We start from the raw sequence: 20,243 nt of genomic DNA, 5'->3' as shown, positions 1-20,243 counted from the left end.
TGATGCTTGCCCGCGGAAAGCGCCTGTCTGTAGCGAAATATCCTAATCTGATAGTGAAAAATTCATGTGTTGTAATGTTCGTAAATTTATGAAGTTGATTCATATATGAAAACTTTGAATGACTTAAACCGTAAAGTATTAGATTGATTTATCAATTTGAAATATGTAAAAGTCATATACATTCTAAAAAAATGGTAAGATAGAACAAAACGCTTTGAAAGAGGAATTTACATATGGCATATGATGGCTTATTTACACTCGCAATGACAAAAGAATTGCAACAGCTTGTCACAGGTCGTATCGCTAAAGTGCATCAACCCAATGCACAAGAAATTATTTTAACAATACGAGCAAATGGCAGTAATCATAAATTATTATTTTCAATCCACTCATCTTACGCACGCGTACATTTGACAGAACAAGTAGTAGAAAACCCTGCAGAACCACCAATGTTTTGTATGTTATTAAGAAAACATATCGAAGGTGGCTTTATCGAATCCATCCATCAAATTGATAGCGATCGGATAATTGTATTAACCATTACAAGTAAAAATGAAATTGGCGACCCTATTACAAGAGAATTGCATGCTGAAATCATGGGACGACATAGTAATCTGATTTTAGTTGAAAAAGAATCACAAAAAATTGTGGATAGTTTAAAACATTTACCCCCTGCGTTGAACAGCTATCGAACTGTTCTTCCTGGTCAAATTTATGTAGCACCTCCTTCACAGGACAAAGTAAATCCTATAGAAGTTACTAATGAAGAATTACAAACATTTTTTGCTATCAAAAAAACAGCACAAGAAATTGTACAGCATTTCACAGGGTTTTCATCTTTACATGCAAATGAATTTTTACATCGTGATGAAATAAGAGGAATACCTACAACTGAACTATTCCATTCATTTATAAATGAATTTACTAACGGTGGGAGTGAACCGACTTATATCGAAGTAAACGGTAAAACACAGTTTTCACCAATTGCCTTAACTCATTTGGAAGGCAAGTCAACAACATATCCATCATTAAGTGCTTTACTAGATCGCGTATTTTTCGCTAGAGCTGAACGTGACCGGGTAAAACAACAAGCTGGGGACTTAGAACGTTGGCTACAAAATGAGATTAGTAAACTGAAATTAAAATTAAAGAAGCTACAAAAAGATTTAAATCATGCATCTAATTTAGACCAATATCAACTATTCGGTGAATTATTAATGGCAAACCTTTATAACTTTGAAAAAGGTGTAAAGGAGGTTTCTGTTGTCAATTATTATGACGAAAATGGTGCAGAAGTGAAAATCCCTTTAAGTGAACGCAAAACACCTATTGAAAATGCACAAAGCTATTACACAAAATACAATAAAGCAAAAAATGCGCTAATCATGGTGCAAAAACAAATCGATAAAACTAATGAAGATTTAGCTTATTTCGAAATGCTTTCGCAACAAGTCCAACAAGCTTCACCACATGATATTGAAGAGATTCGGGAAGAGTTAGCAGAACAAGGCTTTTTGAAAATGCGTGCTTCTAAAAGACGTAAAAAGCCAACAAAACCAGCACCTGAAGCGTTTATTTCTTCAACAGGTACTCGTATTTCTGTTGGTAAAAATAACAAACAAAACGATTATTTAACATTTAAAATTGCAAGAAAATCTGAAATATGGATGCACACGAAGGATATTCCAGGTTCTCACGTCGTTATACACGATTCCAATCCTGATGAACAAACTATAAGGGAAGCGGCTACATTATCCGCTTATTTTAGTAAAGCTCGAGAATCCTCATCGGTTCCAGTTGATTATACCGAGATTCGCCAAGTGAAAAAGCCTAGCGGTGCAAAACCGGGCTTTGTGATTTATTTTGAGCAAAAAACAATATTTGTCACTCCTGACGAAGAACTGGTGATGAAATTAAAACAAGACTAATAAAACGATCAGATTACACTTTACATAAAGTAATCTGATCGTTTTTTTGTTTTTGAATACCAAAAGAAGAAATGACAGAGAAAACGATCAGTAATCTAAATGTGAATATACATGTAAAAACGTCGATACTTAGTACTGGTACTTTAAAATAAAAAAGGAGTTCTACCATTTGTTTTAGGTAACACTACTTTTATTAAAAAATTTATGCAACGGTTGTCCCAACCACTATATGATATAGCCAAAAAAAGATCTTCTGCATATTACAGAAGATCTTTAAAAAATGATTTATTTTTTTATCTATTTTAAAGTGATATTACAATTTTCCCGCTTTCAAATCTGCATGCCATTGAAGTAATCCTGGAATATCTTCTTCTTGGATTGCACCATTTTCTTTTGCTGCTTCTACTAGTGCTTCAAAGTTTGATAGGCTTTTATATGGTACTCCTACTTTATCGAAGTTTTCTTGTGCGCGAGGAAGCATATATGAATAGACTGAGACAACACCCAGCACTTCTGCTCCTTCTCGGCGAAGTGCTTCTACGGCTGTAATACTTGAACCGCCCGTTGAAATGATATCTTCAACAACTACTACTTTTTGTCCTTCGCGTAATTTACCTTCTGTTTGATTGCCTCGACCGTGGTCTTTTGGTTTAGAACGAACATATACCATAGATAAATCTAATATGTCACTTACCCATGCAGCATGTGGAATACCAGCTGTTGCAGTACCGGCAACAACTTCTGTTTCAGGGAAGTATTCTTTGATTAATGCAGCAAGACCAGCCGCAATTGTTTTACGTACTTTAGGATAGGAAATAGTAAGTCGAGTATCACAGTAAATGGGTGATTTAATTCCAGATGCCCATGTAAATAAATCTTTAGGACTTAATTCAACTGCCCCTACTTCTAATAATCCTTGTGCTACTTCTTTTTGTATTGTCATGTTATTGTCCTCCCCATTGTGCTTGTACTGTGTGATACGCTTCTACTACATCATCAGCTTGTGTAATCGCGCGTCCTACGACAATATGTGTTGATCCATTTTCTTTTGCGAATGCTGGCGTTGCCACACGTTTTTGGTCATGTGATGCACCACCAGATAAGCGAATCCCAGGTGTAACTTTCAGAAAATCTTTGCCACATATTTCTTCGATTGCCTTCGCCTCTAAAACGGAGCAAACCACTCCATCCAGCCCTGATTCTTTTGCGAGTTTAGCATAATTTAGAACAGATTCTTCTAGTGTTGTCTTAATTTTTTGCTCTTGTTGCATTTGTTCCTCACTTGTTGAAGTAAGTTGTGTTACTGCGATTAATGCAGGGCGTTTTTTTCCAGCAGGTGTACCTTCTTGTAAACCTTCTAAAGCTGCTTTCATCATTGTACTTCCACCTGCAGCGTGAACATTTACAATATCTACACCTAGTTTTGCTAAACCTCTCATAGCTGATTTAACAGTATTTGGAATATCGTGAAGTTTTAAATCTAGAAAAACTTCATGTCCTTGCTCTTTTATTTTTTTGATGATGGAAGGACCTTCTTGTAAATAAAGCTCAAGGCCAACTTTCACAAATAATGGTTCATGAAATTGAGAAAGAAAGTTGTAAACATTCTTGTCTGAAGGAAAATCTAATGCGATGATCGGCTTATTTGTCATTTATCGATAGCTCCTTCCGATAAGATCTGTTATTTTTTCGCATGCTAGTTCGTCTAATTTTTGTGGTAGTTCATCTATAATATTTGGGCATACAAAAGGATCCACAAAGTTTGCAGTACCAACAGCTACAGCACTTGCACCCGCAGATAAGAAATCAATTACATCCTCAGTATTCGTAATACCACCCATACCAATGATTGGTATTTTCACTTGTTGGCTTACATCGTAAACCATTCGTATAGCAACTGGTTTAACAGCTGGACCTGATAATCCTCCTGTTCCATTTGCAATAATTGGTTTTCCTGTAATCGGGTTTAGTCGCATTCCGATTAACGTATTAATCATTGTAAGACCATCCGCACCGGCTGCTTCTACCGCCTTTGCAATCTCAGCAATATTTGTAACATTCGGTGATAGCTTTACATATACAGGAACACTTGATACAGCTTTGACAGCAGCAGTTAACTCGCCAGCAGTTTTTGCATCCGTACCAAATTGAATACCACCACATTTTACATTTGGACATGAGATATTAAGTTCTAAAGCTTTAACGTTTGGAGCCGTTGATATTTTTTCTGCGACAGCTACATAATCAGCGGTTTCTGTTCCAGCTACATTTGCAATGATTGGTACATCATGTTGTTCTAACCATGGTAATTCATATTCCATTACATGCGCTAAACCTGGATTTTGTAGACCAATTGCATTTAACATTCCAGAAGAAGTTTCTGCTACACGAGGTGTTGGATTTCCTTTTCGTGTTTCTAAAGTTGTAGCTTTGATCATAATAGCGCCCAATTTGGAAAGGTCGTATAAATTTGCAAACTCTTGACCGAAACCAAAGCAGCCTGATGCCGGAATAATTGGGTTTTTCAATGATAAACCTGGTAATTCAACTTGTAATCGATTCATAGTGCAACTACTCCTCTCGGGAAGACTGGACCATCTGAACAGATTTTCAAATAATCTGGTGCTACTGCATCTGTTGTATCGCAAACACAAGCATAACAAGCACCGATTCCACATCCCATTCTCTCTTCAAAAGATAGGAATCCTTTTTTATCCGGAAATGCTTGTTCCAATGCTTTTAACATTGGGATTGGACCACAGCTATAGAAAACATCAAATGCTGGATCTAGTTGTGCTAATAAATCAGTTACGAAACCTTTTGAGCCATAGCTTCCATCAGCCGTAACAATATAGGTTTCGCCTAGTTCATTAAATTGCTTTTCATAAAAAACATTTTCAAATGATTGGAATCCTAAGACATGGATTGTACGAACACCATTTGCATTTAGTTGTTTAGAAAGTTCGTACAATGGTGGTACGCCAATTCCTCCACCAACAAGTAATGCCGTTTCGCCCTCTGTAGCAGCTTCTACAGGGAAACCATTGCCTAAAGGTCCAAGTACATCAACCTCATCTCCAGGTTGTTTTAAAGCGAGCATTTTCGTACCACGTCCACCCGCACGATAGAGCATTGTAAACTCCATATGTTCTGTATCAATAGAACAGATACTAATAGGTCTTCTAAGTAAAGGTTCGTAGCTATCTGAAACACGGATGTGAACGAACTGACCTGGTTGTTTCATTTCAAGTGCAAGCTGACCAATTAAGGTCAGCTCAAAAATATCGTCTGCTATTTGTTTATGACGAACTACTTTCATTCTTTCTTGTTTAATCATGCGTTCACCTCTAACTCTGCTTTTGGCATTGCACTAGCTGTGAATGTCATTGACTCAATTACACGTAAAATCGCTTCGGCTGTATCAAGTGAAGTTAGACAAGCAACTCCATTTTCTACTGATTCACGACGAATTCTAAAGCCGTCACGTGCTGGTTGTTTTCCTTTAGTCAGTGTATTGATTACAAGTTGTGCATTACCATTCTGAATTACATCAAGTAATGTCGGACCATTTGAACCAATCTTATCTACGATCGTTGTTTGGATACCTGCTTGTGCTAAAGCTTCGGCTGTACCTGGCGTTGCTAGAATTGAGTAGCCAATTTCAACAAAACGTTTTGCAAGTGCGATTGCTTCTTCTTTGTCTTTATCTGCCACTGTCATTAATACTGCACCGTGATCTTCAATCTTCATACCTGCTGCTACAAAGCCTTTGTATAGCGCTTTTTCAAGTGTACTATCTTTACCCATTACTTCACCCGTTGATTTCATTTCAGGTCCTAATGTTGTATCAACACGACGAAGTTTAGCAAAACTGAATACTGGGACTTTTACGAACACTCCATCTTTTGCTTGCGCTAAACCAGTTGGATAGCCTTGTTGTGTAATGGATTGACCAAGAATAGCTTTTGTTGCAACATTTGCCATTGGAATATTCGTAATTTTACTTAGGAATGGTACTGTACGTGACGCACGTGGGTTAACTTCGATTACATAAACAACATCTTTTGAAATAACATATTGAATATTCATCAACCCTATAATTCCTAAACCTTTTGCAAGTCTTGTTGTATAATCCACCAATGTATCTATATGTTTTTGTGATAAGTTTTGAGGCGGATAAACTGCTATTGAGTCACCAGAGTGAACCCCTGCACGTTCGATATGTTCCATAATCCCTGGGATTAGAACATTTTCACCATCGCAAATTGCATCGACTTCAATTTCTTTACCAGTTAAGTAACGGTCGATCAAAACTGGATGCTCAGGAGATGCTTCAACCGCATGTTCCATATAGTGTTTTAACTCATCTGTGTTATAGACAATTTCCATTGCACGACCACCAAGTACATAAGAAGGACGCACTAGGACTGGGTAGCCGATTGCTTCAGCAATTGCGACTGCTTCTGGTGTATTTGTAGCTGTTTTACCTTTTGGTTGAGGAATGCCTAATTCATGAAGTGCTTCCTCGAAACGATCACGTGATTCAGCACGGTCGATTGAATCCAATGATGTACCTAAGATTTTCACACCACGAGCCTCTAATTTATCCGCAAGATTAATCGCTGTTTGACCACCGAATTGAACGACAACACCTTTTGGTTTTTCGAGGTCGATAATATGCATTACATCTTCAATTGTTAGTGGTTCAAAGTAAAGCTTGTCTGAGATTGAGAAGTCTGTTGATACTGTTTCTGGATTTGAGTTGATGATAATTGCTTCGTATCCTGCTTCTTGAATTGCCCATACAGAGTGTACAGTTGCATAGTCAAATTCAACCCCTTGTCCGATACGAATTGGGCCAGAGCCAAGTACGATCACTGATTCTCGTTCAGAGCGAATTGATTCATTCTCATCTTCGTATGTGCCATAGAAGTATGGTGTTTCAGATTCGAATTCTGCTGCACATGTATCTACCATCTTGTAAACTGGGATGATGCCGTGCTCTTTACGGAAGTCGTATACTTCACCTCCTGTCATACCCCATAGTTTCCCAATTGTTTCATCAGCAAAACCATTTTTCTTTGCATGACGTAAAACTTCAATATCTTGTGGATTTTCTTTTAAAGTCGTTTCGTAATCAATGATATTTTTGAATTTATCTAAGAAGAATAAATCGATTTTACTCCATTCATGGATTTGTTCGATTGTTACCCCTCTTCTAAGTGCCTCACCCAAGAAGAATAAGCGTTCATCTCCTGCTTTTTTAACACGTTTTTCAATCCAGGCATCCGTTAGTTCTTCAGCATTTTTCATTTCTATATGTTTATGCCCTGTTTCTAATGATCGAACAGCTTTTAACATAGCTTCTTCAAAATTACGACCGATTGCCATAACTTCCCCTGTTGCTTTCATTTGAGTACCTAAGTTACGTTTAGCTGTTTCAAATTTATCAAATGGCCAACGTGGGATTTTCGCTACGACATAGTCAAGTGCTGGTTCGAAACAAGCGTAAGTTTTTCCTGTTACTGGATTGATCATCTCATCTAATGTTAAGCCTACTGCAATTTTGGCAGCTAGCTTGGCAATTGGATACCCTGTTGCTTTTGAAGCAAGAGCAGATGAACGAGATACACGAGGGTTTACTTCGATAATGTAGTAGTTAAAGCTATTTGGGTCCAGTGCAAGTTGTACATTACAACCACCCTCGATCCCTAGAGCACGAATAATTTTTAAAGATACATTACGTAGCATATGATATTCACGGTCAGATAGTGTTTGAGAAGGAGCTACTACTATAGAATCACCTGTATGAATTCCTACTGGGTCAACATTTTCCATGTTACATACTACAATGGCATTGTCTTTTGAGTCACGCATCACTTCATATTCAATTTCTTTGTAGCCAGCGATTGATTTTTCAAGTAGACATTGTGTTACTGGTGAATATTTTAAGCCTGATGTAACAATTTCTTGAAGATCTTGTTCATTGTAGCAAATACCGCCACCAGTACCACCTAGAGTAAAGGCTGGGCGAACGATTACAGGATAACCAATTTTCTCAACAAATGCTTCAGCTTCATCTAGGTTGTGGACGATTTCTGATTCCGGTGTTGGTACATCTAGTTTATACATTAGATTACGGAATAAGTCGCGGTCCTCAGCTTGATTAATCGCATTTAATTTCGTACCAAGAATTTCAATTCCTAGCTCATCTAAAATACCTGATTCATGGAGCTCTATTGCCATATTTAAACCAGTTTGCCCCCCAAGTGTAGGTAAGATAGCATCTGGACGTTCTTTTCGTAATATACGTGAGACAAATTCAAGTGAAATTGGTTCGATGTAAACCTTATCTGCAATTTCAGTATCTGTCATGATTGTTGCGGGATTTGAGTTAATCAGAATAACTCGGTAACCTTCCTCTTTAAGAGATAGGCAGGCTTGAGTACCTGCATAGTCGAATTCTGCTGCTTGACCAATAACGATTGGGCCGGAACCGATAACTAAAATGGATTTGATATCTTGACGTTTAGGCATGTTGTTCTTGCTCCTCTCTAGTATTGTTAATCATTAACTCAATAAATTCATCGAATAAGTGGTTAGGATCTTCAGGTCCAGGTGAAGCTTCTGGATGATATTGCACAGTGAATACTGGATATTTTTTGTGACGTAATCCTTCACAAGTTCCATCATTTAGGGCAATATGAGTAACTTCCAGATCTGTTCCTTCAAGTGAATCACTATCAATCGCAAAGCCATGATTTTGAGAAGTTAATTCTGTACGACCTGTACGAAGATCTTTTACCGGATGGTTCGCACCACGGTGTCCAAATTTCAGTTTGAATGATTTCGCTCCACATGCAAGTCCGAATAATTGATGTCCTAAGCAAATACCGAAGATTGGCACTTTCCCGATTAATTCTCTTACTGTTTCGATTGCCTCAGGTACATCTTGTGGATTTCCTGGTCCATTCGATAACATAATGCCATCAGGATGATAAGCTAGAACTTCTTGTGCGGTTGTATTATATGGTACAACAATGACATCACAGTCACGTTTGTTTAACTCACGAAGAATCCCATGTTTCATACCGAAATCCATTAATACGACGCGTTTTCCACGTCCTGGAGATGGGTAAGCACTTTTAGTAGATACTTGAGCCACTTGGTCTATTGGAAACGTTGTATTACGTAAACGATTTACTACTTCTTCTACATTCACTTCTACGCCAGCTGCTGAAAGAAAACCTTTTACAGCACCTTCGTTACGAATTAAACGAGTTAGTTTTCGTGTATCGATTCCTTCAATACCAGGAATGTCTTTTAACTTGAAGTAATCATCTAATGTTCCTTCATTACGAAAGTTTGATGGTGCTTTAGCTAATTCGTGAACCACGAAACCTTTGATTGAAGGTGTGATTGTTTCAAAGTCATCACGGTTAATACCGTAATTCCCTATTAATGGATAAGTCATCGTAACAATTTGACCGCAGAAAGATGGATCGGAAAGTGTTTCTTGATAGCCTGTCATCCCTGTAGTGAATACAACTTCACCATCCGATTCTTTTTCACTACCAAAAGCTTGTCCTTCAAATACTTCGCCTGTTTCTAAAATCAGTTTTCTTGTTGTCATTGTGCATCCTCCCATACAATATTACCTTCAAAAATTGTTAGTACTGGCCAGCCAGTCGCTTTCCATCCGTTAAATGGTGTATTTTTTCCCTTTGATACAAATCCTTCAGCATCTACAACTTTTTCATTTTCTATGTCAATTAGCACTAGATCAGCTGCTGCTCCCACTTCTAATGTGCCATAAGGTAAATTGAAGAGTTTGGAAGGTTTAACTGTCATCCAATCAATTAGTTGTCGTAATGTCCATTTTCCTGTTTTCACAAATTGTGTATACAGTAATGGAAATGCTGTTTCAAATCCGACAATACCAAATGGTGCTCCAACCATACCGCAGCATTTTTCTTCTTTGGTATGTGGTGCGTGATCAGTTGCGATACAGTCGATTGTTCCATCAAGTAATCCTTCATGAAGTGCTTTCCAGTCATCGTTTGCACGTAAAGGCGGATTCATCTTCCAATTGGCATCATCGCTTGGAATGTCCATCTCCTCTAGTAGTAAGTGGTGTGGGCAAACCTCTGCTGTCACATTAATGCCAGCCGCTTTAGCATCTCGTACAACACGAACAGATTCTTTTGTTGATACGTGGCACACATGATAGTGAGCTCCAGCTGCTTCGGCCAAAAGCACATCACGTGCAATTTGAACAGATTCACAGATTGAAGGAATCCCTGGAAGCCCTAATTCTTTATTGCGTTTTCCATCGTGCATTACCCCATCATAGATGAGTGAGTTATCTTCACAATGGGCTACAACTGCCATGTTAATCGCAGCTGCATCCTTCATTTGTTCAAACATTGTTGCAGCTTCTTGAACGCCTACTCCATCATCTGAGAAGGCAACTGCCCCATGCTCTTTTAATGCTTTTAAATCTGTGCGAGCATCACCTGATTGTGCAACTGTTAATGAGCCATATGGTAACACGCGAACAACTGCACTTTTTTCGATTAAGCCATTTATCATATCTAGATTTTCAACTGAGTCTGGTACTGGTTTTGTGTTTGGCATTGCACAAATAGTTGTGAAACCGCCTTTTGCTGCTGATGCGGATCCTGTTGCGATTGTTTCTTTATGTTCAAACCCTGGTTCACGTAAATGAACATGAACATCGACAAAACCTGGTGAAGCGACGTAGCCCTTACCATCGATTACTTCGTCCGCTTGCTTACCTAGGTTTTCACCGATTGCAGCAATCTTGCCGTCCTCGATGAAAATTTCTCCTACTGTCAGTTCCCCTGCTGCACTTACTAACTGTACATTTTGAATAAGTTTTGTCATCGTTAATTTCTCTCCTTTAAGATGGTTTCAACAATGGCCATTCGTACAAATACACCGTTATGTACTTGCTTGAAGATTCGTGAACGGTCACATTCGACTAAAGATGAATCAATTTCAACTCCTCGATTCACTGGTGCTGGATGCATGATGATTGCACCGGCCTTCATTTGTTGTTCACGTTTTACTGTAAGACCGTATTGCTTGTGATAGCCTTCTGTTGTGAATCCTTCATAAGCTGCATCGCGTTCATGTTGAACACGGAGTAGCATAATGACATCACTAGTTTCGATGAGGTCATCCCATTCATGATGAGCCTCCGTGTATTTTCCTTGCCACTCAGGAGGGCAAACAATATTAACATTTGCACCAAATCGACGGAGTGCTGTAATATTTGATTTTGCGACTCGGCTATGGGATACATCTCCAGCGATTGTAATATTTAACCCTTCGAACTTCCCGAACTCTTTGAATATTGTGTATAAATCTAGCATAGATTGAGAAGGATGTTGTCCGGCTCCATCTCCTGCATTAATCACAGATACGTTAATGCCTTCTAATAATTCTTCATAATAGGCATCCTTTTTATGACGAATAACTACTGCATCCATACCAATTGATTCTAACGTTTTCACTGTATCGTACAATGTTTCACCCTTTAATGTACTTGAAAATCCTGCTTCGAAAGGTATCACTGTTGTGCCTAAGCGTCGTTCAGCAGTTTCAAAGCTAGTTTTTGTTCTAGTACTTGGTTCGAAGAATAGGTTTGCTACTAAGTAGTCTCTTTCTAGTTGTGGTTTTGCCCCCGCTTCAAACTCTTTAGCGCGTTTCAAAATTGCTTCGATCTCTTCGTTAGATACATTTTCCATTGTCAGTAGATTTTTCATCATGTGCCTCCTAGTATTGTTGAAATAAAAAGCCCCCTTGGTAATTCAAGGAGGCGGAGGAAGGATATGACATGATAGACTTGTACTTTTTTCACCCAAGTTTATCGTATCAAATCACCCTTCTGTGCCTCTCTGGGCAACCTTTAAAAGGTAAATTATATGTTATTTAATTTTGCCGTTGTTCATTAAGCTCTTCTTTTTGAAGTTCAAGATCTGGTTGAGCTTTTCCAGGTAAGATTAGATTTAACACTACACCAACGATTGCCGCTAAAGCCATTCCTTGGATTGAGAACGTATCGGAGAATACGATCTTCGCACCACCAATTCCTAGAATTAGGATAACAGAAGCAATAACTAGGTTACGTTTATCATCGAAGTCGATCTTATTTTCAACTAGCATTCTCAAACCACTAGAAGCGATAATACCGAATAGTAGGATCGAAACCCCACCAAGTACTGGTGTTGGAATCGTACCAACAAGTGCCATTAACTTACCGGAGAAAGCTAAGATGATTGCACATACTGCTGCTCCACCGATCACCCAAACACTGAATACACGAGTTAACACAAGTACTCCGATGTTTTCGCCATAAGTAGTTTTAGGAGGACCACCGATTAATGAACTGATTAATGTACCAAGACCATCACCTAATAATGAACGATTTAAGCCAGGATTTTTGATGAAGTTACGGTTTACTACTTTTCCTAAAACCAATTGGTGACCAATATGTTCTGAAATGGTTACTATTACGATTGGAACCATCGCTAGAAGCAATGTTGATGTAATTTTAAAGTCGTAATCGATACCTGGAATTAAGAAATCTGGTGCTTGAAACCATTTTGCTTCAATGACTTTGTTAAAATCGATTAATTGTGTTCCGAAAACTGAATCTGAAATAAGAGATGCGATGTAACCAACAACCATTCCGATTAATATTGGCATTGTACTAATAACGCCTTTAAAGTAATTGTTACAGATGATTGCTGCGATTAATGTAATCAAAGCTACTACAAAATAAGGTAGACTGTAAACCGCGTCTGGTGTATTAGCATTTTTGTACATTGCCATATTGACTGCAGTTACCGCTAAGCCCAAGCCGATTACCATAATAACTGGAGCTACTACAATTGGCGGCAAGATTTTCATAATCCATTTATAGCCTGTTTTCCAAATGAATAATGATACAAGTCCGTATACTAATCCGACTGCCATAGCTCCAATCATTGCACTACCAGGACCACCTGCAAGAGATGCTACTTGAATTGGCGCTATAAATGCGAATGATGACCCTAAATATGCTGGTACTTTAAACTTCGTTACTAATAAGAAAATCAGTGTAGCAATACCACTTGTTAACAACGCAATGGCTGGTGATAAATTTGTTAATGTTGGAACTAATATTGTTGAACCGAACATCGCAAACATATGTTGCAAACTTAATGTAATCAGCTGACCTGTGCTGGGCTTTTCATTGATATCTAAAACAGCATTTGACATATCTTACTTCCCCCGTAAATTTTGCTTTTATCTCTAATCGTATATTGCTACTAAATCTTGTTCATCTACTTCAACCATACTCACAACAATTCTTTCATGACTAGCAGTTGGAATATTCTTTCCGACGAAGTCTGCACGTATTGGTAGTTCACGATGTCCGCGATCTACTAATACAGCAAGTTGAATTTGAGAAGGTCTACCGATATCCATCACAGCATCCATTGCTGCGCGTACTGTTCTTCCTGTATAAAGAACATCATCAACTAAAATCACTTTTTGATTTGTCACATCATACGTAATATCAACTTGTTGCACAAGTGCTTCTCCGTTTGAAGTTTTAAGCGACAAATCATCTCGATATAGAGAAATATCTAGTTCTCCTGATCGAATTTCCTTTTTCTCAATTATATTAATTTTTTGAGCTAATCGTTTTGCTAGAAATGCACCTCTTGTTTTAATTCCTACAAGGATACATTCATCGATTCCTTCATTACGTTCGATAATTTCATGTGCAATACGTGTTAATGCTCTATTCATAGCTGCTTGGTCTAAAAGATCGGCCTTTTTTGTCACTATTAGTACCTCCTCTCATCGCTTATAAAACAAAAAACCTCTTGAGCTAAAAGCCCAAGAGGATATAGGTATACTTATAGATATGTCAAATAAACTGCAAACTCATACAGTAATCTCACATTCTTCGCATCCCTTTTCAGCCTCTCTGGACTGTCTTTAAAAGGTGAATATTAGATTTTCACTATAATCATTATAGACTTCTATGACTTAAAATGTCAATAGTTCTTTTTCAATTCATCTAGCAATTGTTGATAATCTTCAGGTAGTGGTACTTCAAATTCTAAATACTCGTTTGTTGCCGGATGTACGAATCCTAAAATTCCTGCATGTAATACTTGACCATTAAAATCGATTGTTTTCTTTGGTCCATACTTTGGATCACCTACTAAAGGATAACCAATATAATTCATATGCACACGAATTTGATGTGTACGTCCAGTTTCAAGGCGACATTCGACTAAGGTATATTCCACACCAAAACGACCAATCACTTGGAAATGTGTTACCGCATGTTTTCCATTATCGACTACACCCATTTTTTGACGATCTTTCGTATCACGTCCAATTGGTGCATCAATGGTACCCTTATCATGTGGAATATGGCCATGAACTAATGCTGTATAACGACGAGTCACAGTTTTATCAACTAATTGTTGAACAAGTGATTCATGTGCCTTATCATTTTTGGCTACCATTAATAGGCCGGATGTATCTTTGTCAATACGATGAACAATACCTGGGCGCATAATGCCATTAATTCCTGATAGATCTTTACAATGATACATTAAGCCATTTACTAAAGTACCTGTTGTATGACCTGGTGCAGGATGCACAACCATACCTTTTGGTTTGTTGACAACAAGAACATCAGAATCTTCATAGACAATTTCAAGATTCAAATCTTCAGCAATAATTTCAAGAGGTTCTGGCTCAGGAGGCGTAACAGTAATCACATCTCCTTCTTTTACTTTGTATTTTTGTTTTATTACTTGTCCGTTCACGACAACAAAACCATCCTGTACAAATCCTTGAATTTGTGTTCGTGACCAGTCTTGTTGCATTGAGGCAAGGGCTTTATCGATACGTTCGCCTTTAACCTCTGCTGTTACAGTAAATGTGACTGACATTACTTCACCTTTTTCTTTTCTAGTTTTTCTTCAAATAGCATATAAATAATGAGCATGATTACTCCAAATGTTAATGCTGCATCTGCAATATTGAATATAGGAAAATCATAGTTTATGACTGGGATAATTACATGTACAAAATCTACTACTTCACCACGGAATATTCGGTCGATAAAGTTACCTATCGCCCCACCTAATAAAAGCATTAAGCTTACTTGGAACATAGGTTTTCCTTTACTTTCCTTATGGAAGTAATAAATAATTCCCACAATTACAATTAATGTAACAAGTGCAAACAGCCAAAATTGACCTTGTAGCATCCCCCATGCTGCACCACGATTACGATGTGAATATAAGCCAAAATATGGATCAATCAATGTAATACTTTCACCATAATTCATGTTTTTGACAATACTCCATTTTGACAGTTGATCAAGTATGATCACGAAAATAGCTATTCCATAATATTTATACACAGCAAATCCTCCGTTTACTCCGAATCTAACCTATTTTATCATATAATGACCGATTTCGAAAAAACAGACCATCTTTTATTAAATTATGTGGACACTAAAAATAATCTGAAAAGAACCAAATGAAAAAATGACCGTCCACTGGATGTGAACGGCCACCTTCTTTTTTATTTTCTTATTCTACATCTGCATAGTATTTTTCGACCACATCTGCACAATGTTCACAAAGTGTTGGATGATTGTGGTTGAGACCTACTGTTTTTGAGATAGTCCAGCAACGTTCACATTTTTCGCCTTCTGCTTTTTCAACAGAAACTGAAACTTTTTCTGTTTTAACAGCATCTGCTGGTGCATCGGCTAATACCCCGCCGACTACAAATTCCGAAACGATATTAAGTTGAGCAAAATGAATATTTGCATCACTTAGAAGTGAAACTGTTTCGTCATCACCATAAACTGTAACTTTAGCTTCTAATGACTTACCGATTGTTTTTGCATTACGAGCTTCTTCTAATGCTTTTAAAACAGCGTTGCGTACGTTCATGATTTTTGCCCATTTATCAGTTAGAGCTGTAAAGTTTTCTTTTTGAACAGCATCTGGCATATCAGTTAGTTGAACACTTTCAACGTCTTTATATTGCAGATATGACCACATTTCATCTGTAGTGTGAGGGATGATTGGCGTCATAATTTTCAATAATGCATGTAACGTATCATACATAACAGATTGCATTGCACGACGAGCATTAACATCTGCACCTTCAATATAAACAACGTCTTTTGCAATATCTAAATAGAATGAACTTAGTTCAGTTGCTACAAAGTTATTTACAGCTTTATAAACAGTTGCAAATTCATATTGATCATAAGCATCACGTGAAGTTTTGATAAGGTTTTGAAGTTCCATGTACATATATTGGTCTACTTCACGAAGATTTTCATAAGCTACATAGTCGTTTTCTGGATTAAAGTCGTGTAAGTTACCATGTAAGAATTTAAGTGTATTACGGATTTTACGGTATACTTCAGAAACTTGTTTTAACATATCCATAGAAATACGAACGTCTGCTGTATAGTCAACTGATGCTACCCATAAGCGAAGGATATCTGCACCGTATTGGTTCATGACTTTACTTGGTGCAATGATATTACCTAGTGACTTACTCATTTTATGTCCTTCTCCATCTAACACAAAGCCGTGAGATAGTAAGCCTTTGTATGGAGCGTGGCCATTAATCGCAACAGAAGTGATTAATGATGAGTTAAACCATCCACGATACTGGTCAGAACCTTCTAAATATAAATCTGCTGGATAACGAAGTTCTGGGCGTTCTTCAAGTACACCTTGGTGTGTTGAACCTGAATCAAACCATACATCCATAATGTCATTTTCTTTCGTAAATTCACCATTTGGAGAACCAGGGTGAGTAAATCCTTCAGGAAGTAATTCTTTTGCTGTTTTTTGGAACCAAATATTAGAACCCTGTTCACGGAATAATTCTTGTACGTGAGCAATTGTTTCTTCTGTAATGATTTCTTCACCGTTTTCAGCATAGAATACCGGAATTGGAACACCCCACGCACGTTGACGAGAAATACACCAGTCACCACGATCACGAATCATGTTGTATAGACGAGTCTCACCCCAAACTGGTGTGAAGTTTGTGTCGCGAATTGCTTGTAGTAATTCTGGACGGAATTTATCAATAGATGCAAACCATTGTGGTGTTGCACGGAAAATAACAGGTTTTTTTGTACGCCAGTCATGTGGGTATGAATGCGTAAAGAATGATAGATTTAATAATGCGCCAACTTCTTCAAGTTTTTCACAAATTGGTTTGTTTGCTTTGTCATAGAACATACCAGCAAATTCGCCAGCAGCTTCAGTTAAGCAACCTTTATGATCTACAACTGAAAGAATTTCTAAGCCATTTCGTTTACCAACTTGATAGTCATCTTCCCCGTGACCAGGAGCTGTATGAACACAACCAGTACCAGCTTCAAGTGTTACGTGGTCGCCAGTCATAACTAATGATTCACGATCGAATAATGGATGTTGAGCTGTAACATTTTCAAGGTCATTACCTGCGATTTCACGGTCGATTTCAGGATTTTCCCAACCAAGTTTTTCTGCAACTTTTTCAATTAAACCTTTAGCGATAATGTATTTAGCACCATTTGCTTTCACAACTGCATATGTGAATTCAGGGTTTACAGAAATACCAAGGTTTGCTGGCATTGTCCAAGGAGTAGTAGTCCAGATAATGAATTTTTCATCATTATTAACCACACCTTTACCATCTTTCACGTCGAACGCAACGTAGATTGACGGTGATTTGATATCTTTATATTCGATTTCAGCTTCAGCTAGTGCAGATTCACTTGATGGTGACCAGTAAACAGGTTTCATCCCTTTATAAATGTAACCTTTTTTAGCCATTGCACCGAATACACCGATTTGACGAGCTTCAAACTCAGGTTTTAAAGTGATATAAGGGTTTTTCCAGTCTCCACGTACACCGATTCGCATAAATTGCTCACGTTGACGTTCTACTTGTTCATATGCATAGTCTTTACATAATTCACGGAATTCAGCAATAGTCATTTTTTTACGGTCATGACCTTTGTTTGTTAAAGCTTGCTCGATAGGAAGACCATGTGTATCCCAACCCGGAACATAAGGAACGTAGTAGCCAGTCATTGAACGATGACGGTTAATCATATCTTTTAATACTTTGTTTAATGCATGCCCCATATGAAGATCGCCATTAGCATATGGAGGACCGTCATGAAGGATGAAAGCAGGACGATCTTTTGTTCGTTCAAGAACTTTCGCATTAATGTCCATTTCTTCCCATTTTTCTTGGATTTTTGGTTCATTGTTTGGAAGATTTCCTCGCATAGGGAAATCTGTTTTTGGCATCAATAGGGTATTTTTGTATTCCATATTGAATAATCCTCCTTTAATAAGCTCTTTTAAAAGTTAATGTTGATTTTTCATCTTAATACTTAACAGCATAAAATAATAAAAAAACTCCTCATCCCAAAAAGGGACGAGGAGGAGTTATCTCGCGGTACCACCCTAGTTGCGTCGATGTTAATGACGCCTCTTTAGACACCGTAACGTGGTGTTAACGAGACTGCTTACTTGGTTCAGCAATCTAGTTCAGGAGTGATTTTCCTTAATAAGTGTTTTGTTTGAGCTTCCACTATCCTCAAATCGCTTGGCAGCACTTATAAAATACTGTCTCCATCATAACTTTTTATAGATATATGATGACATTATAGAAAAACAAAGACCTAGAGTCAAGTATCTAAATTATTAATCCTGTGGTAAATCTAAACGTTCTAATTCTGTTGTATCGACTTCATATTCCATCAAATGATCCCAATCATCTGATTCGATTAAATCTAGTTGAGCTTCTACAATCATTTTGAAACGATTTCGGAAGACTTTAGATTGTTTTTTCAATTCTTCAATTTCCAAAGCTATACGACGTGCTTTAGAAAGTGCTTCATTGACAATACGATCCGCATTTTTTTCTGCTTCTTTGACAATTAGCTTTGCTTCTTTTTGGGAGTTGCGACGAACTTCCTCTGCTGCTTCTTGAGCAATAACAATTGATTTTTGTAATGTTTCTTCAATTGAATTATAGTGGCCAATTTGCTCTTTACTTGAAAGAAGTTTTTCTTCTAATTCTTTTTTTTCTTTTAATACTAGTTCATAGTCTTTAATAACTTGTTCTAGAAATTCATTTACTTCATCTTCATTGTAACCTCTAAAACCACGACTAAACTCTTGGTTATGTATATCAAGTGGCGATAATGGCATATTTTTTTGCACCTCTCCTTAACAGCATTTACTCATTATTATACCTTTGTCTATTAGTAACTTCATCAAGATTTACAAAATTTTTGTTGAAAATTATGATTTCCGTTCTATTCGACCAATTTTAATGCGAATTTTATCTTTTTTTGTTTTTCCTTCAATTGTTTTTATAAAGAATCGACCATAGCCACGGATAGATAATAAATCTGATTCATGCAATTCGAATGCTACTTGTTCACGTACAGCAAAATTCACTTTTACTTTACCACTATTAATCAACATAGCAGCTTTTTGTCGAGAAATTGGGTAAACAGACGCTAAGACGGTATCCAATCGCATTGAGCTGGTTGTAAGCATTTGTTCCATCCAATGTGATTCAACTGGCAATACTGTGGCACCTTCCTGCAATTCTATTACATGAGCTTTCGCCTTACCAATTTGAACAAGATTCACTCTTACATAATCAAGAATTTCCTTAGCTACTGCAAACTGTGCAGTTGATTCATCTAATCTAATATCCCCAAATTTTGCACGATCTAAGCCAAGCGATAGTAATGCACCTAATACATCAGGGTGTTTCAATTGGATAAAATTAGAGGGAAAATGAAGCTCGCATATTGTAATATCATAATCTTCATCAGATGGTTGAAAATAGTCAGGAAAGATAAGCAATCGTTGACGTTCAGCCTCACTGAATCGTCCAAAAGAAGACACTAATACATTTCCGTTTTTTCCCACTATCGAGTGTACAATTAATTGTTGACGCGGATCCAAAAAATCCGTTAGTTTTGGGGCATAACGATCTTCTACTTCCTTTTTCCAACCTATTACTTGTTCTATAAATGTTTTTTCTTCTGGTCTAAAATGTTGGAATATGTCCTCCATCATCTATCCCCCTATCGTAAAAAAATCCTCACCTTATAGTGAGGACACTAAAAAATTATTTTATTACAATTACGTTATTACCGAAGTAAAATTAGCTCCGCTTTCCGTGGGCGAACTGACGAGCCTCGTCGCAGAAAAA

At 37.4% G+C, this 20,243-nt stretch carries 16 protein-coding genes and 1 other annotated feature; of the genes, 1 reads left to right on the top strand and 15 read right to left on the bottom strand.

The features are described 5' to 3' along the window. Window positions 1-233: 233 nt before the first annotated feature. The gene (locus ABE048_RS05815) at window positions 234-1,928 is read left to right on the top strand and encodes an Rqc2 family fibronectin-binding protein (RefSeq protein WP_430309806.1); all 1,695 of its coding nucleotides are present in this window, start codon (window positions 234-236) and stop codon (window positions 1,926-1,928) included. 313 nt (window positions 1,929-2,241) lie between these two features. Here the strand turns inward: ABE048_RS05815 and pyrE are convergent, their stop codons facing one another. The 15 genes from pyrE to ABE048_RS05740 form a co-directional block, all read right to left on the bottom strand. After that, window positions 2,242-2,871: an orotate phosphoribosyltransferase gene (gene pyrE / locus ABE048_RS05810; RefSeq protein ID WP_430309804.1), complete on the bottom strand. Its 630-nt coding sequence runs from the start codon at window positions 2,869-2,871 to the stop codon at window positions 2,242-2,244. 1 nt (window position 2,872) lies between these two features. Beyond that, window positions 2,873-3,580, bottom strand: a complete 708-nt coding sequence (pyrF, locus tag ABE048_RS05805; protein ID WP_430309803.1) for an orotidine-5'-phosphate decarboxylase — start codon at window positions 3,578-3,580, stop codon at window positions 2,873-2,875. Next, entirely contained in the window at window positions 3,581-4,492 is a 912-nt protein-coding gene (locus tag ABE048_RS05800) for a dihydroorotate dehydrogenase (protein WP_430309801.1), read from the bottom strand. Further along, window positions 4,489-5,265, bottom strand: coding sequence for a dihydroorotate dehydrogenase electron transfer subunit (locus tag ABE048_RS05795; protein WP_430309800.1), 777 nt, complete (start codon window positions 5,263-5,265; stop codon window positions 4,489-4,491). Before ABE048_RS05795 ends, ABE048_RS05800 begins: the two co-directional genes overlap by 4 nt. Next, a complete protein-coding gene (gene carB / locus ABE048_RS05790; RefSeq protein ID WP_430309799.1) occupies window positions 5,262-8,465 on the bottom strand; it encodes a carbamoyl-phosphate synthase large subunit in 3,204 nt (1,067 codons plus the stop codon). Before carB ends, ABE048_RS05795 begins: the two co-directional genes overlap by 4 nt. Further along, a complete protein-coding gene (locus ABE048_RS05785; RefSeq protein WP_430309797.1) occupies window positions 8,458-9,561 on the bottom strand; it encodes a carbamoyl phosphate synthase small subunit in 1,104 nt (367 codons plus the stop codon). The genes carB and ABE048_RS05785 overlap by 8 nt, the downstream gene beginning before the upstream one ends. Continuing rightward, on the bottom strand, window positions 9,558-10,835 hold the full coding sequence (locus ABE048_RS05780) for a dihydroorotase (RefSeq protein WP_430309795.1): 1,278 nt from the start codon (window positions 10,833-10,835) through the stop codon (window positions 9,558-9,560). The genes ABE048_RS05785 and ABE048_RS05780 overlap by 4 nt, the downstream gene beginning before the upstream one ends. A 2-nt stretch (window positions 10,836-10,837) precedes the next feature. Continuing rightward, window positions 10,838-11,719 carry an aspartate carbamoyltransferase catalytic subunit gene (locus tag ABE048_RS05775; protein ID WP_430309794.1) on the bottom strand — a complete coding sequence of 294 codons (882 nt, stop codon included), beginning with the start codon at window positions 11,717-11,719 and terminating at the stop codon, window positions 10,838-10,840. A gap of 166 nt (window positions 11,720-11,885) precedes the next feature. Further along, window positions 11,886-13,217 carry a uracil-xanthine permease family protein gene (locus tag ABE048_RS05770; protein WP_430309793.1) on the bottom strand — a complete coding sequence of 444 codons (1,332 nt, stop codon included), beginning with the start codon at window positions 13,215-13,217 and terminating at the stop codon, window positions 11,886-11,888. Between the two features lie 33 nt (window positions 13,218-13,250). Then, window positions 13,251-13,790 (bottom strand): bifunctional pyr operon transcriptional regulator/uracil phosphoribosyltransferase PyrR, encoded by a 540-nt coding sequence (pyrR, locus tag ABE048_RS05765; protein ID WP_430309791.1) that lies wholly within the window; start codon window positions 13,788-13,790, stop codon window positions 13,251-13,253. Between the two features lie 215 nt (window positions 13,791-14,005). After that, complete coding sequence (locus ABE048_RS05760) at window positions 14,006-14,917, bottom strand: RluA family pseudouridine synthase (protein ID WP_430309789.1); 912 nt, start codon at window positions 14,915-14,917, stop codon at window positions 14,006-14,008. Beyond that, window positions 14,917-15,393, bottom strand: coding sequence for a signal peptidase II (gene lspA, locus ABE048_RS05755; RefSeq protein WP_430309788.1), 477 nt, complete (start codon window positions 15,391-15,393; stop codon window positions 14,917-14,919). Before lspA ends, ABE048_RS05760 begins: the two co-directional genes overlap by 1 nt. A gap of 172 nt (window positions 15,394-15,565) precedes the next feature. Further along, window positions 15,566-18,337, bottom strand: coding sequence for an isoleucine--tRNA ligase (ileS, locus tag ABE048_RS05750; protein WP_430309787.1), 2,772 nt, complete (start codon window positions 18,335-18,337; stop codon window positions 15,566-15,568). Window positions 18,338-18,436: 99 nt separating this feature from the next. After that, window positions 18,437-18,656 (bottom strand) — a binding site (T-box leader). Window positions 18,657-18,712: 56 nt separating this feature from the next. Continuing rightward, a complete protein-coding gene (locus ABE048_RS05745) occupies window positions 18,713-19,222 on the bottom strand; it encodes a DivIVA domain-containing protein (protein ID WP_430309817.1) in 510 nt (169 codons plus the stop codon). 93 nt (window positions 19,223-19,315) lie between these two features. Next, window positions 19,316-20,104 carry an RNA-binding protein gene (locus ABE048_RS05740; RefSeq protein WP_430309785.1) on the bottom strand — a complete coding sequence of 263 codons (789 nt, stop codon included), beginning with the start codon at window positions 20,102-20,104 and terminating at the stop codon, window positions 19,316-19,318. Window positions 20,105-20,243: the final 139 nt, after the last annotated feature.

Origin of the sequence: Rummeliibacillus pycnus, from assembly GCF_050459865.1 — a bacterium.
Classification (GTDB): Bacteria; Bacillota; Bacilli; order Bacillales_A; family Planococcaceae; genus Rummeliibacillus; species Rummeliibacillus pycnus_B.
Note: the sequence above shows the minus strand (reverse complement) of the source record. Positions and strands in the feature narration are given on the sequence as shown.

Coding starts and splice junctions, on each gene's coding strand:
- ABE048_RS05815 (WP_430309806.1), top strand. CDS start 234: ATGGCATATGATGGCTTATTTACACTCGCAATGACAAAAGAATTGCAA.
- pyrE (WP_430309804.1), bottom strand. CDS start 2,871: ATGACAATACAAAAAGAAGTAGCACAAGGATTATTAGAAGTAGGGGCA.
- pyrF (WP_430309803.1), bottom strand. CDS start 3,580: ATGACAAATAAGCCGATCATCGCATTAGATTTTCCTTCAGACAAGAAT.
- ABE048_RS05800 (WP_430309801.1), bottom strand. CDS start 4,492: ATGAATCGATTACAAGTTGAATTACCAGGTTTATCATTGAAAAACCCA.
- ABE048_RS05795 (WP_430309800.1), bottom strand. CDS start 5,265: ATGATTAAACAAGAAAGAATGAAAGTAGTTCGTCATAAACAAATAGCA.
- carB (WP_430309799.1), bottom strand. CDS start 8,465: ATGCCTAAACGTCAAGATATCAAATCCATTTTAGTTATCGGTTCCGGC.
- ABE048_RS05785 (WP_430309797.1), bottom strand. CDS start 9,561: ATGACAACAAGAAAACTGATTTTAGAAACAGGCGAAGTATTTGAAGGA.
- ABE048_RS05780 (WP_430309795.1), bottom strand. CDS start 10,835: ATGACAAAACTTATTCAAAATGTACAGTTAGTAAGTGCAGCAGGGGAA.
- ABE048_RS05775 (WP_430309794.1), bottom strand. CDS start 11,719: ATGAAAAATCTACTGACAATGGAAAATGTATCTAACGAAGAGATCGAA.
- ABE048_RS05770 (WP_430309793.1), bottom strand. CDS start 13,217: ATGTCAAATGCTGTTTTAGATATCAATGAAAAGCCCAGCACAGGTCAG.
- ABE048_RS05760 (WP_430309789.1), bottom strand. CDS start 14,917: ATGTCAGTCACATTTACTGTAACAGCAGAGGTTAAAGGCGAACGTATC.
- ileS (WP_430309787.1), bottom strand. CDS start 18,337: ATGGAATACAAAAATACCCTATTGATGCCAAAAACAGATTTCCCTATG.
- ABE048_RS05745 (WP_430309817.1), bottom strand. CDS start 19,222: ATGCCATTATCGCCACTTGATATACATAACCAAGAGTTTAGTCGTGGT.
- ABE048_RS05740 (WP_430309785.1), bottom strand. CDS start 20,104: ATGGAGGACATATTCCAACATTTTAGACCAGAAGAAAAAACATTTATA.